We start from the raw sequence: 13,548 nt of genomic DNA on the forward strand, positions 1-13,548 counted from the left end.
TTCAGGAACGAAATGATGACCCACTACCCCACCCCCGAACATGCGCGGCTCGCCGCGACGGGCATGTATCGCCCCGACATGGAATCCGACGCTTGCGGTGTCGGCATGGTCGCGGCAACCGACGGCAAGCCGTCGCGCCGCGTCGTCGAGGCGGCGATCGAAGCGCTGCGCGCCGTATGGCACCGAGGCGCCGTCGATGCCGACGGCATGACGGGGGACGGGGCGGGAATCCATGTCGACCTGCCCGTGCGCTTCTTTGACGATGCGATTGCGGCATCGGGGCATAATGTGCTGCCGAACCGGCTCGCGGTAGGGATGATCTTTCTGCCGCGCACTGACCTCAATGCGCAGGAAGAATGCCGCACGATCGTAGAATCCGAGATCATCGACGCGGGCTTTACCATCTATGGCTGGCGGCAGGTGCCCGTCGACGTGTCGGTGATCGGCGACAAGGCTCAGCGCACGCGGCCCGAGATCGAGCAGATCATGATCGCCGGCCCGCTGCCGGACGAACAGTCGATCGACGAGTTCGAAAAGCAGCTCTATCTCGTCCGCCGCCGCATCGAGAAAAAGGTCGTCGCGGCGCAGATCCACGATTTCTATATCTGCAGCCTGTCGGCGCGCTCGATCATCTACAAGGGATTGTTCCTCGCCGAGAGCCTCGCCGATTTCTATCCCGACCTGACGAACAAGCTGTTCGAAAGCCGCGTCGCGATTTTCCACCAGCGCTATTCGACGAACACTTTCCCGCAATGGTGGCTCGCACAGCCGTTCCGCACGCTCGCCCATAATGGCGAGATCAACACGATCCGCGGCAACAAGAACTGGATGAAGAGCCACGAAATCAAGATGGCGAGCCTCGCCTTTGGCGAGCATTCGGAGGACATCAAGCCCGTGATCCCCGCGGGCGCGAGCGACACCGCCGCGCTCGACGCGGTGTTCGAGGCGCTGTGCCGCGCCGGCCGCGACGCTCCAACGGCGAAGCTGATCCTCGTCCCCGAAGCCTGGGCGAACGAAACCGACATGCCCGAGCCGCACACCGCCATGTACAAATATCTCGCGAGCGTGATGGAGCCGTGGGACGGCCCCGCAGCGCTCGCGATGACCGACGGCCGCTGGGCGGTTGCGGGGATGGACCGCAACGCGCTGCGCCCGTTGCGCTATTCGCTGACCGCCGACAATCTGCTTGTGGTTGGATCGGAAAGCGGGATGGTTCTGCTTCCCGAAGCGAGCATCCGCAAGAAGGGCCGCCTCGGCCCCGGACAGATGATCGCGGTCGATCTCGACAAGGGGACACTCTACGAAGACCGTGCGATCAAGGACAAGATCGCCAGCGCGCACGACTATGGCTCTCGCGTCAAGGGTTTCCGCTCGATGGACGACCTGCCAAAGGGCGGCAAGTCCAGCCTCGCCGGCTGGGACCGCAGCGAATTGCTGCGCCGCCAGGTCGCCGCCGGCCTGACCATGGAGGATATGGAACTCATCCTCTCACCGATGGTCGAGGACGCAAAGGAGGCTGTCGGCTCGATGGGCGACGACACGCCGCTCGCGGTCATTTCGGACAAGCCGCGCCATGTCGCACAGTTCTTCCGCCAGAACTTCAGCCAGGTCACCAACCCGCCGATCGACAGCTTGCGCGAACGGCATGTGATGAGCCTGAAGACGCGCTTTTCGAACCTCGCCAATATCCTCGACGAAAAGGGGCAGAGCGCGCACGTTCTCGTGATGGACTCGCCGGTTCTCGTCGGCGACGATTGGGACCGGCTGCGCGCCTATTTCGGCGATGCCGTCGCCGATATCGACTGCACCTTTCCCACCGGCGGCGACGCTTCGACGCTGCGCGAGGCGATCGCGCGCGTGCGGCGCGAGGCGGAGGACGCGGTGCGCGCGGGACGGAGCGAGCTGTTCTTGACCGACGAACGGATCGGGTCCGACCGTGTCGGCATGGCGATGGTGCTCGCCGCCGCTGCCGTCCACACCCATCTCGTCCGCAAGGGGCTGCGCAGCTATGCCTCGATCAACGTCCGCTCGGCCGAGGTGCTCGACACCCACGCCTTTGCGGTGCTCATCGGCGTCGGCGCGACGACCGTTCACGCCTATCTCGCCGAAGCCGCGATTGCCGACCGCCATGCCCGCGGGCTGTTCGGCAGCGAGCTGACGCTCGACGATTGCCGCCAGCGCTTCCGCAAGGCGATCGACGACGGGCTGCTCAAGATCATGGCCAAGATGGGGATCGCGGTGATCTCCAGCTATCGCGGTGGATATAATTTCGAGGCGGTCGGCTTGAGCCGCGCGCTCGTCAACGACCTGTTCCCCGGCATGCCCGCCAAAATCTCGGGCGAAGGCTATCAGTCGCTGTTCATCAACGCGACCGAGAAGCATGAGGCGGCGTTCGACAAGCGCGTCGCGACGCTGCCTATCGGCGGCTTTTATCGCCAGCGCGCAGGCGGCGAGACGCACGCCTATTCGGCGCAGCTCATGCACCTGCTCCAGACCGCCGTCGCGACCGACAGCTATTCGACCTATCTGCAATTCTCGCGCGGCGTGGCGGACCTCCCGCCGGTCTATCTGCGCGACCTGATGGCGTTCAACTATCCGTCGCAGGGCGTGCCGCTCGAAAGCGTCGAGGCGATCACCGAGATCCGCAAGCGCTTCGTCACTCCCGGCATGTCGCTCGGCGCGCTGTCACCCGAGGCGCACGAGACGCTGGCAATCGCGATGAACCGCATCGGCGCGAAAGCCGTGTCGGGCGAAGGCGGCGAAGCCAAGGAACGTTATCGTCCCTATGCCAACGGCGACAACGCCAACAGCAACATCAAGCAGATCGCCAGCGGCCGCTTCGGCGTCACCGCCGAATATCTGGGCGCATGCGACGAAATCGAGATCAAGGTCGCGCAGGGCGCTAAGCCCGGCGAAGGCGGTCAGCTTCCTGGCTTCAAGGTGACTGAATTCATCGCCCGCCTGCGTCACTCGACGCCGGGCGTGATGCTCATTTCGCCCCCGCCGCACCACGACATCTATTCGATCGAGGATCTGGCGCAGCTCATCTATGACCTGAAGCAGATCAACCCGAAGGCGCGCGTATGCGTGAAGCTCGTCAGCTCGGCGGGCATCGGCACCGTTGCGGCGGGTGTCGCCAAAGCGCACGCGGACGTCATCCTTGTCGCGGGCAACACCGGCGGCACCGGCGCGTCGCCGCAGACGAGCGTCAAATACGCCGGAACTCCCTGGGAAATGGGGCTTTCCGAAGTCAATCAGGTGCTCACGCTGAACGGTCTGCGCCACCGTATTCGGCTGCGCACCGACGGCGGTCTCAAGACGGGGCGTGACATCGTGATAGCCGCAATTCTCGGCGCCGAGGAATATGGCATCGGGACGCTGAGCCTCGTCGCAATGGGCTGCATCATGGTGCGCCAGTGTCATAGCAACACCTGCCCCGTCGGCGTCTGCACGCAGGACGAGAAGCTGCGGCAGAAGTTCACCGGGACGCCCGAGAAGGTCATCAATCTGATGACCTTCATCGCGGAGGAGGTCCGCGAAATCCTGGCCAAGCTCGGCTACCGGAGCCTCGACGAGGTGATCGGCCGAACCGAGCTTCTGCGCCAGGTCAGCCGCGGCGCCGAACATCTCGACGACCTCGACCTCAACCCCATTCTCGCAAAGGTCGACGCGCCCGACGAACAGCGCCGCTCGCAGGGGCCGCATTTCCGCAACCCCGTTCCCGATAGCCTCGACGCGCAGATATTGAACGACGCACAGCCGCTCTTCGAACGCGGCGAGCGGATGCAGCTTACCTATAATGTCCGCAACACGCACCGCGCCGTCGGCACGCGCCTGTCGGCCGAAGTGACCAAGCGCTTCGGGATGACGGGACTGGCGGACAATCATGTGCAGGTCCGCCTGCGGGGCACCGCGGGCCAGTCGCTCGGCGCCTTCCTGTGCCAGGGCATCACGCTCGAGGTGTTCGGCGACGCCAACGACTATGTCGGCAAAGGCCTGTCGGGCGGTCGCATCATCGTGCGCCCGACTGTATCGAGCCCGCTGGTCAGCCAGAACAACAGCATCGTCGGGAACACCGTTCTTTACGGCGCGACCGCGGGCACACTGCTCGCGGCGGGCCAGGCGGGCGAGCGTTTCGCGGTGCGCAATTCGGGTGCCAATGTCGTAATCGAAGGCTGCGGAGCGAACGGCTGCGAATATATGACGGGCGGGACGGCAGTCGTGCTGGGCCCGGTCGGCTCGAACTTCGGCGCCGGCATGACCGGGGGCATGGCGTTCATTCTCGATACCGATGAGAGCTTCGAGCGTCACGCCAATGGCGAATCAATCATGTGGCAAAGGCTCGACAGCGCCCATTGGGAAGCCGAGCTGCGCGCGTTGGTCGAGGAGCATGCCAAGGCGACGGGTAGCAAATGGTCCGGTGAAGTTCTGGCCGACTGGCACCTTTGGCGCGGTCGCTTCTGGCAGGTCTGCCCGAAGGAGATGCTGAGCCGCCTCGCCCATCCGCTGAGCGATGCCGAGGTGGAGATGGTTGCCGCCGAATAGCCGGACGCGGCGCGGCGCCTTTCCGGCACGTTCCGTCGAAGGGCGCCGCACGTTCAGCAAGGCGCAAGCGTGTGTCTGTTACAACGCGCGCCATCTTATCGCGCCTTGTTGAAGGACGAACACAATGCATCGCTGGACACTCGCGGCACTGCCGCTTCTCGTCATCACCAATCCATTGCCCGCTCAGGCCGCCGAGCGCGAGCTTGCCGATGCCGCCGCGACATTGAGCGACCCCATCGTGCAGGATCGGATGGCCGACACCGTGGCGTCCATCGTCGGCGCCATGCTGGAGATGCCTATTGGCCCGCTTGCCGAGGCTGTCGCTCGCATCGACCCCGACTCCGACGCAGCCTATATTCCGCCCGATGCAACGGTGGGCGACGTCGCTGGACGCGACCCTGAATATGGCGAACGTCTGGGCGACGACGTCCGCGCGAGCGCCCGCATGGCGAGCAGTGCCGCATCGACGATGGCTGTTTATGCTCCGGTCCTGAAAGACATGGCCCGCGACCTCCTCGCTCAATGGAAGTATGAGCGCGACGCGACGCGGCGCTAATCATCACCCCTCCCGCTGCTTGCCATAGCCGTTGCGCGGCAACCCCCGCTGCCGCTATGCGAAAATCATGTGGCAGCTTTACCAATTTCCCCTGTGTCCCTTTTCGCGCAAGATCCGGCTCCTGCTGGGCGAGAAAGGCGTCGGTTACGAATTGGTGCGCGAATCGCCGTGGGAACGGCGCGACGAGTTCGTCGACCTGAACCCTGCCGGCCGCACGCCGGTGATGGTCGATCAGGAACGTGGGCAGGTGCTGATCGACAGCAATGCCATCGCCGAATATTTCGAGGAGACAGTCGAGGGCAAGGCGATGATCAACGGCACCGCCGCCAACCGCGCCGAAATCCGCCGTCTTGTCGCCTGGTTCGATCAGGATTTCTATTTCGAAGTCACCGGTCCGCTGCTGTTCGAGCGGATGCAGAAACGCATCGTTCACCGCCAGCCGCCCGACGGCGGTGCACTACGCGAGGCAATGAAAGCCGCGAACCAGCATCTCGACTATGTCGACTATCTGATCGATCACCGCACCTGGCTCGCCGGCGCGACGATGAGCCTCGCCGATTTGACGGCCGCCGCGCATATCTCGGTCGCCGACTATCTGGGCGGAATCGACTGGACGGGGCACGAACAGACGAAGGGCTGGTATTCGGGCCTCAAGTCGCGCCCCAGCTTCCGACCGCTCCTTGCCGAGCGGATGGAGATCGTGACGCCGCCGAAATATTATGAGGATGTGGACTTCTGACGCGCCACGGAACGCGGAGCGTGTGATCCCCGGCGAAAGCCGGGGTCCAGCCGGCATGGCATTGCGCGACAGGGTCCCGGCTTTCGGCGCGGATCGTCCAAGCTAACGTCAACAGCCCTTATATTTCCAGTTGCGGTCCTTCCCTTCGGCGACCTGATCGGCGGTGGTCGCGATGCGCTTGGCGCGCGTCTCTTCGCGCTTCGCATCGATCACCCACTCGATATAATCGCGCCGTTTTCCGGGCGAGAACGCATCCCAATGGCCTTGCGCGGCGGCGTTGGCTTTCAATGCCGCGCGCAAATCGTCGGGAAGATCGAGCGTGGGCTTGGATTTGGGCGCCGCGCGCTTGGGCTTGTCCTCTCCGCACAAGGCGGCGGCCTTGGCAATCCAGGCTCCGAGCGCCTCGTCCGAAGGCAGATCGGACAGCCCCACCAATCGGCCCATGCTGCCCATTGCATCGGCGTTCCGCGGCGATCCGGTCACTTCTTCGTCGCGCCAGAAACCAAAGGTCGCATGCGCTTTGAATGCCGCCATCCCCGCCAGATTCTGTCCGTTGAGCACGAAATAGGGCATGCCCCACTTCAATGTCTCTTCAGTCCCCGGCGCGTGAGCATGAACCAGCTCGCGCAAATGCGTCAAGATTGGCCGTGCGAAGGGCTGGCGCGCCGCGATATAGGCGTCGACGCGCGGGTCGCGAGTCATTCGGCGTGCCGCGCCGCAACGAGATAGTTGAGCGCCTCGCTGCCGCCGAGCTTGAACCCGGTCGCGGCGGAAGGTGAGAGGCCGGTGCGGTCGATGACCGCCAGCCCCGCGGCCTTCAGCAAATCGCCAAGTTCCTCGGGCTTCAGAAACTGGCCCCAGTCGTGCGTCCCGCGCGGCACGGCGCCGAGGCGCTCGGCGGCTTCGACGAGCAATAGTTTCGACGCGATCGTGCGGTTGGGTGTCGACAGGATCATCAGTCCGCCCGGTGCAAGCCGCGTCGCCAATTCGGTGACAAACGCTGCCGGGTCGGCGACATGCTCGACGACTTCCATCGAGGTCACGAGGTCGAATTTTGCCAGAGGAAGGCTAGCAAGCTCGCCCGCAAAATAGTCGATCGCGAGTCCATGCCCTGTGGCATGATCGCGCGCGACGGCGATATTCTCGGGCGCGGCGTCGACGCCGGTCACCTTGGCGCCGAGCCGTGCGAGCGGTTCGGCGAGCAGTCCTGCGCCGCAGCCGACATCGAGTGCCGTCCGTCCGACAAGCGGATGACGGTCGCGCGCGTCGAGCTGCCAGTGAAGATCGGCCTGTTCGCGGATATAGCCCAGCCGCACAGGGTTGAGCTTGTGCAGCATCGCCGAGGAGCCCTTGGCGTCCCACCAGTCGGCGGCAAGCCTGCCGAAATGGGCGGCTTCATCGGCTTTGATTGTCGCGGCGTTCATGGAACAATCAGTGGCACCGCGCCCACGTTGGCGCAAGAAATTTGCGCCGCATACGATGGCGCCCTTGCCATCGCCCTCCCCCTTCCCTAACAGCCGGACGCCGCAGAAAACTTGGAAAAGTTGCGGCAGCAACCAGTTTGGGAGGCAGGGCGAAATGGCGCGGATCGTGATGAAATTCGGGGGCACGTCGATGGCGGGCACCGAGCGGATTCGCACCGTCGCGAAACTCGTCGCGCGCGAGGTCGCACAGGGCAATGAGGTCGCGGTCGTCGTTTCAGCGATGGCTGGCGAAACCGACCGGCTCGTCAATTTCTGCCGCGAGGCGAACCCGCGTCACGACCCCGCCGAATATGATGTCGTGGTCGCGAGCGGCGAGCAGGTGACGTCGGGGCTACTGGCGCTCACGCTGCAGGCGATGGGCGTCCCCGCACGCAGCTGGCTCGGCTGGCAGCTCCCGATCCGCACCGAAGAGGCGCATGCGCGCGCGCGCATCGCCGACATCGACACGGGCGCACTGAGCGCAGCGATGGCCAAGGGCGAGGTCGCAGTAATCCCGGGTTTCCAGGGCATGATGGACGACGGCCGCATATCGACGCTCGGCCGCGGCGGATCGGACACCAGCGCGGTCGCGGTCGCGGCGGCGGTCAAGGCCGACCGCTGCGACATCTACACCGACGTCGACGGTGTTTACACAACCGACCCGCGCATCGTCGCGCGGGCGCGCAAACTCGACTATGTCACCTATGAGGAAATGCTCGAACTCGCGAGCGTCGGCGCGAAGGTTCTCCAGACGCGTTCGGTCGGCCTTGCAATGAAGGAAGGCGTGCGGGTGCAGGTGCTTTCGAGCTTCGTCGAAGGCGACGAGGCGCCCGCCAAAGGCACGATGATCGTCAGCGACGAGGAAATAGAGGAACATCAGATGGAACGGCAGCTGATCACCGGCATCGCCCACGACAAGAATGAAGCCAAAATCATCGTCACGCGCGTCCCCGACAAGCCGGGCGCGGTCGCCAGCATCTTCGGCCCCCTCGCCGCCGCCGGAATCAACGTCGACATGATCATCCAGAACGTCGGGCGCGACAAGGGCGAGACCGACGTGACCTTCACCGTGCCGGGTGCCGATCTCCTCCGCTCGATCGACCTGCTCGAAGGCGCGAAGGACAAGATCGGCTTCAACCGTATCCTGAGCGACGACAAGGTCGCCAAGATCAGCGTCGTTGGCGTCGGCATGAAAAGCCACGCAGGCGTTGCGAGCACGATGTTCCGCGCGCTCGCCGACCGCGGCATCAACATCCAGGCCATCTCGACGAGCGAGATCAAGGTCAGCGTGTTGATTGACGAGGACGAGACCGAGCTTGCGGTGCGCGTTCTGCACACCGCCTATGGGCTCGACGCCGAATAATATCGGGTTCAGTTCGACATTATCAGCAGTGTTGAGGTCGCCGTTGCGAGCAGCCGCCCGTGCTCGTCGGTAAGCCGTGCTTCGCTGAACGCCACGCGGCGCCCGATCGAAATGACCTTGCCCTCGGCCCGCACCTTTCCGGTATTGGCAGTCATTGCGCGCAAATAGCTCGTCTTGAGCTCGAGGGTGGTCATCGACTGATCGTCAGCAAGCTTGGTGACCGTCGCAATTCCGCATGCCGAATCGAGCAAGGTCGCCGCATATCCGCCATGAACGATGTTCATCGGGTTATAGGTCTCGGGACCGGGGTTGCCTTCAAATACCGCCCAGCCGTCGCCGCAATCGACAAGCTGAAATCCCAGAGTCTCGCCGATGGGTGGTCGCCCGCCCGCGGCGATCAGCCGCCTCACACTTTCCACCGTCAAGACCGCGACTCCTGTTTTTAGGATGAACCGTCGCGGCTGCTATCGCCGTCGCACGGCAAAATAAAGACCGCTCCGGCGCAATGGCGCGCCGAAGCGGTCAAGGGTCATCGGGGAACCGTGCGAATGGTCAAACGATGTCGAAGCGGTCGGCGTCCATCACCTTGGTCCATGCCCTGACGAAGGTGTCGACGAACAGCGGGGCGCCGCTGCTTTCGGCGAAGACCTCCGAGATCGCACGGAGTTGCGAATTCGAACCGAAGACAAGGTCGGTACGCGTGCCGTGCCATTTGTCAGCACCCGTCTTGCGGCACTTGCCTACGAACTCTTCATCGCCACTTTCGTCGACGACGCGCCATTCGGTGCCCATGTCGAGGAGGTTGACGAAGAAATCGTTCGACAGTGTTCCGACGCGGTCAGTGAATACGCCGTCGCCGGTGTTGCCGGTCACCGCCCCGAGGACGCGCATCCCGCCAACCAGCGCAGTCATTTCGGGCACCGACAGGCCGAGCAGATCGGCGCGGTCGATCAGCATTTCCTCCGTCTTAACCTGCGCCTTGGTCTTCAGATAGTTGCGGAAACCATCGGCAAAGGGTTCGAGCGGCTCAAAGCTTTCGGCGTCGGTATGCTCGTCCCCGGCATCGCCGCGGCCGGTCGATACTGCGACCGCGACGTCAAACCCGCCGTCCTTCGCGGCTTTTTCGATCGCCGCCGCACCAGCGAGCACGATGGCATCAGCCATCGACAAATCGCCGCGCAGTTCGTCGAGCTTGCCGAGCACCTTTGCAAGCTCCGCCGGATCGTTGACCGCCCAGTCCTTCTGCGGCGCGAGCCGGACGCGCGCGCCGTTCGCGCCGCCGCGATGGTCCGAGTTACGATAGCTTGAGGCCGATGCCCACGCCGCCTTGACGAGTTCGGAGACAGTCAACCCGCTTGCCAGCACCTTCCCCTTGAAATCGGCGACCGCCGCATTCGACGGCTTGGTTCCGGCAGGAACCGGGTCCTGCCAGATGAGATCCTCGTCCGGCACTTCGGGGCCGAGATATCGGACCTTGGGCCCCATGTCGCGATGGCACAGCTTGAACCACGCGCGCGCAAAGGCGTCGTCGAGTGCAGCCTGATCGTCGCGGAAGCGCTCCGAAATCTTGCGATAGTCGGGGTCCATCTTCAGCGCCATGTCGGCGGTGGTCATCATCGTCGGGACTTTTTTCGACGGATCGCGCGCGTCGGGCGCCATGTCCTCGGGGTCCGGGTTGATCGGCTGCCACTGCTGCGCGCCGGCGGGGCTCTTCACCAGTTCGTAGTCATATTTGAACAGCAGGCGGAAATAGTCGCCGCCCCATTGCGTCGGGTTCGGCGTCCATGCACCCTCGATGCCCGAAGTGGTGATATGCCCCTTTCCGATCTCGTCCTTGTCGGTGAGCCAGCCAAAGCCCATCAATTCGAGCGCCGATGCTTCGGGACCCGATCCAAAATTTTCGGCGGGCTGCGCGCCGTGCGCCTTGCCGAAGGCGTGGCCGCCAGCTGTCAGCGCCACTGTTTCCTCGTCATTCATCGCCATGCGCGCGAAAGTTTCCTTCATGTCGCGCGCCGACAGCAGGGGATCGGGATTGCCGCCGGGTCCTTCGGGATTGACGTAGATCAACCCCATCTGGATCGCGGCGAGCGGATTTTCGAGTGCCTTGCCTTCATCGGGAATGATGCGCGTCTCGGCCCCCTGGTCGACCCAAAGCTCCTCGGTGCCCCAATAGACGGTTTCGGGTTCATAAACGTCGACCCGGCCGCCGCCGAAGCCGAACACCGGCCCGCCCATCGATTCGATCGCGACATTGCCGGTCAGGATGAACAGATCGGCCCAGCTGATCTTGTTCCCGTATTTCTGCTTGATCGGCCAGAGAAGGCGGCGCGCCTTGTCGAGATTGCCGTTGTCGGGCCACGAGTTGAGCGGCGCAAACCGCTGCTGCCCACTCGACGACCCGCCGCGGCCGTCGCCGGTGCGATAGGTGCCCGCCGCGTGCCAAGCCATACGGATGAAGAAGGGGCCATAATGGCCATAATCGGCCGGCCACCAATCCTGGCTGTCGGTCATCAGGTCGGTCAGATCCTTCTTGAGTGCCTGATAATCGAGCGACTTAAAGGCTTTCGCATAGTCGAACGCACCGCCCATCGGGTCGACCGCGCGCGCGCCACTTTGCAGGATCGAGAGGTCGAGCGCGTCGGGCCACCAGTCACGGTTCTGGCGTCCCAGGAACGATCGGACCTGGGTCCCTGTCATGGGGCATTTGCTTTCGACGTTCATGCTGACTCTCCTCTGTGGTTTGGTCTGATGTGGTGACGCGGTTCGGTGACCGGTGGATGACGCGGCGTTTTACCCCTTCTGGCGGACGCACGGCGATGGCCGGCGCCGAGTCGGTGTCCGACTGCGTTACTCTGACCGGCGAAGGATAGGCTGCGCTCGCGCTTCAACCTAAACGAATAAGCAGCACATAGTCATCGACCGGGCCGATTAATAGGGACGCTGGGCGCCGCAAAGTTCGCCGCGCGCGACGAACCGAATCAACTGCACGACCGGCTGAGTCACGCATTTTCAGCTAGTCATTGCGCCGGGGCGACAGTGCTGGCAAAGGCGGCAGCAATGGGCAAATTAAACGAATTGATGGCGCGCGGGACCGACCTTCTCGGCAGCGATTACGCCATATTGTGCGGCGCGATGAGCTGGGTCTCGGAGCGCAATCTGGTCAGCGCAATCAGCAATGCAGGCGGATTTGGCGTGATTGCGTGCGGCGCGATGACCCCCGACCTGCTCGATACCGAGATTGCGGCGACGAAGGCGCTCGCGAAGCGCAACTTCGGCGTGAACCTGATCACCATGCACCCGCAATTGTTCGACCTGATCGACGTGTGCGCAAAGCATAAGGTCGGCCATGTTGTTCTTGCGGGCGGCCTGCCGCCCAAGGGAAGCCTCGAGGCGATCAAGGCGTCGGGCGCCAAAGTCATCTGCTTTGCGCCGACGCTCGCGCTCGCGAAAAAGCTCGTGCGTTCAGGCGTCGATGCGCTGGTCATCGAAGGGATGGAGGCCGGTGGGCATATCGGTCCCGTATCGACGAGCGTGCTCGCACAGGAAATTCTGCCGGCCCTTTCGGCCGAGGTGCCGATTTTCGTCGCGGGCGGGATCGGTCGCGGCGAAGCGATTGCCGGTTATCTCGAAATGGGCGCGTCGGGCGTCCAGCTCGGGACACGCTTTGTCTGCGCGACGGAGAGCATCGCGCATCCCAATTTCAAAAAGGCCTTCATGCGCGCATCGGCGCGCGATGCCGTCGCGAGCGTCCAGCTCGATCCGCGGCTGCCGGTGATTCCGGTGCGCGCGCTCAAGAACAACGGGACCGAAGCCTTCACCGCCAAGCAGCGCGAAGTTGCCAACCTGCTCGACAGCGGCACCGTCGACATGGCAGCGGCGCAGCTAGAAATCGAACATTATTGGGCTGGCGCGCTGCGGCGCGCCGTCATCGACGGCGATGTCGAGAACGGCTCGTTAATGGCAGGGCAATCTGTCGGTATGGTAACCAGCGAAGAGAGTGTCGCCGATATCGTCGCATCTTTGGTGCAACAGGCCGAAGCCGCGTTGCACGCGCGCGGATGACGTCGCAGCATATGGCGGCAGGGGAGAATATCATGAATGTGTCGCGCAAGATTATCCTGGCCGGGCTGCTCGCGAGCGTCGCTGCCTGCGCTCCCGCGCCGGTTCCGCCCCCGCCGCCACCGCCGCCACCGCCGGTGGCCGTGGTCATCCCGCCGCGTCCGCTTCCGCCCGGCAATGCTTCGCTTACGCAGATCCTTCCGCAGCGGGGGCTCGACGGCCGCTTTGTGACCGCGAACAGCAATGTCACCGGCGACCGCGCTTTCTGGCAGCTCAAGATCGCGCTCAACGTCGCAGCGATCGGCTGCCGCGGTGCCGAGGAAGCGACGCTGGTTTCGGCCTACAACAATATCATCAAGGCGCATGGCAAGGTGATCCGCTCGACCGAAAAGACCGTCATCAGCCAGCTAGGCAAGGAGTCGGGCACCAACGGCACGGCAGCACGCGACCGCCTGGCGACGCAGCTCTTCAACTATTTCGCCCAGCCGCCGGCGCAGCGCCAGTTTTGCCCGCGCGCGAACGAGATTGCCCAGCTTGTCTCGACTACGCCCAGCGCGCAGATTGTCGAGCAAGCGCCCGCGCACCTCGCGCAGCTCGACCAGCCCTTTGTCGACTTTTACGAAGCCTATGCGCAATATCAGCGCGACGTGGTGGCGTGGGACGCAAAATATGCCATTCCCGCCAACGCCTCGATCTTCGATACGACAACGCCTGCGGCGACGACCGACAGCGCCGCGGCGTCGCCCCCGGGATCAGCTCCGGCCAGCAATTGACGCCTGGTTCTCTGGGCATCCGGAATTCGCTGTAAACAGCGGACGATTTC

Annotated in this window: 10 protein-coding genes; 6 read left to right on the plus strand and 4 right to left on the minus strand. The window is 64.0% G+C overall.

Annotated elements, in window-relative coordinates; translation table 11 throughout:
* Nucleotides 1-12: 12 nt before the first annotated feature.
* The 3 genes from gltB (at nucleotide 13) to JI743_RS07005 (ending at nucleotide 5,840) form a co-directional block, all read left to right on the plus strand.
* The gene (gene gltB / locus JI743_RS06995; protein ID WP_201927429.1) at nucleotides 13-4,545 is read left to right on the plus strand and encodes a glutamate synthase large subunit; all 4,533 of its coding nucleotides are present in this window, start codon (nucleotides 13-15) and stop codon (nucleotides 4,543-4,545) included.
* A 124-nt stretch (nucleotides 4,546-4,669) separates the two neighbouring features.
* Nucleotides 4,670-5,101 carry a hypothetical protein gene (locus JI743_RS07000; protein WP_201927432.1) on the plus strand — a complete coding sequence of 144 codons (432 nt, stop codon included), beginning with the start codon at nucleotides 4,670-4,672 and terminating at the stop codon, nucleotides 5,099-5,101.
* A 67-nt stretch (nucleotides 5,102-5,168) separates the two neighbouring features.
* Nucleotides 5,169-5,840, plus strand: coding sequence for a glutathione S-transferase family protein (locus tag JI743_RS07005; protein WP_201928701.1), 672 nt, complete (start codon nucleotides 5,169-5,171; stop codon nucleotides 5,838-5,840).
* Nucleotides 5,841-5,948: 108 nt separating this feature from the next.
* On the opposite strand, the gene JI743_RS07010 is transcribed toward JI743_RS07005, so the two are convergent.
* Together JI743_RS07010 and ubiG are read right to left on the minus strand one after the other, a co-directional pair.
* Nucleotides 5,949-6,542, minus strand: coding sequence for a YdeI/OmpD-associated family protein (locus tag JI743_RS07010; RefSeq protein ID WP_201927433.1), 594 nt, complete (start codon nucleotides 6,540-6,542; stop codon nucleotides 5,949-5,951).
* Complete coding sequence (gene ubiG, locus JI743_RS07015; RefSeq protein ID WP_201927434.1) at nucleotides 6,539-7,264, minus strand: bifunctional 2-polyprenyl-6-hydroxyphenol methylase/3-demethylubiquinol 3-O-methyltransferase UbiG; 726 nt, start codon at nucleotides 7,262-7,264, stop codon at nucleotides 6,539-6,541. Before ubiG ends, JI743_RS07010 begins: the two co-directional genes overlap by 4 nt.
* Before the next feature lie 154 nt (nucleotides 7,265-7,418).
* Between ubiG and JI743_RS07020 the strand changes: the two genes are divergently transcribed.
* Nucleotides 7,419-8,666, plus strand: a complete 1,248-nt coding sequence (locus JI743_RS07020; RefSeq protein ID WP_201927435.1) for an aspartate kinase — start codon at nucleotides 7,419-7,421, stop codon at nucleotides 8,664-8,666.
* Between the two features lie 8 nt (nucleotides 8,667-8,674).
* On the opposite strand, the gene JI743_RS07025 is transcribed toward JI743_RS07020, so the two are convergent.
* A complete protein-coding gene (locus JI743_RS07025) occupies nucleotides 8,675-9,085 on the minus strand; it encodes a PaaI family thioesterase (RefSeq protein WP_330902776.1) in 411 nt (136 codons plus the stop codon).
* Nucleotides 9,086-9,218: 133 nt separating this feature from the next.
* On the minus strand, nucleotides 9,219-11,387 hold the full coding sequence (gene katG, locus JI743_RS07030; protein ID WP_201927437.1) for a catalase/peroxidase HPI: 2,169 nt from the start codon (nucleotides 11,385-11,387) through the stop codon (nucleotides 9,219-9,221).
* A 336-nt stretch (nucleotides 11,388-11,723) separates the two neighbouring features.
* Here katG and JI743_RS07035 point away from each other — a divergent pair, with 336 nt between their 5' ends.
* Together JI743_RS07035 and JI743_RS07040 are read left to right on the plus strand one after the other, a co-directional pair.
* On the plus strand, nucleotides 11,724-12,728 hold the full coding sequence (locus tag JI743_RS07035; RefSeq protein WP_201927439.1) for an NAD(P)H-dependent flavin oxidoreductase: 1,005 nt from the start codon (nucleotides 11,724-11,726) through the stop codon (nucleotides 12,726-12,728).
* Nucleotides 12,725-13,498, plus strand: a complete 774-nt coding sequence (locus JI743_RS07040; protein WP_227340438.1) for a hypothetical protein — start codon at nucleotides 12,725-12,727, stop codon at nucleotides 13,496-13,498. The genes JI743_RS07035 and JI743_RS07040 overlap by 4 nt, the downstream gene beginning before the upstream one ends.
* The last annotated feature ends 50 nt before the right edge of the window (nucleotides 13,499-13,548 follow it).

The organism is Sphingopyxis jiangsuensis, assembly GCF_016734905.1.
GTDB classification, from domain to species: domain Bacteria; phylum Pseudomonadota; class Alphaproteobacteria; order Sphingomonadales; family Sphingomonadaceae; genus Sphingopyxis; species Sphingopyxis jiangsuensis.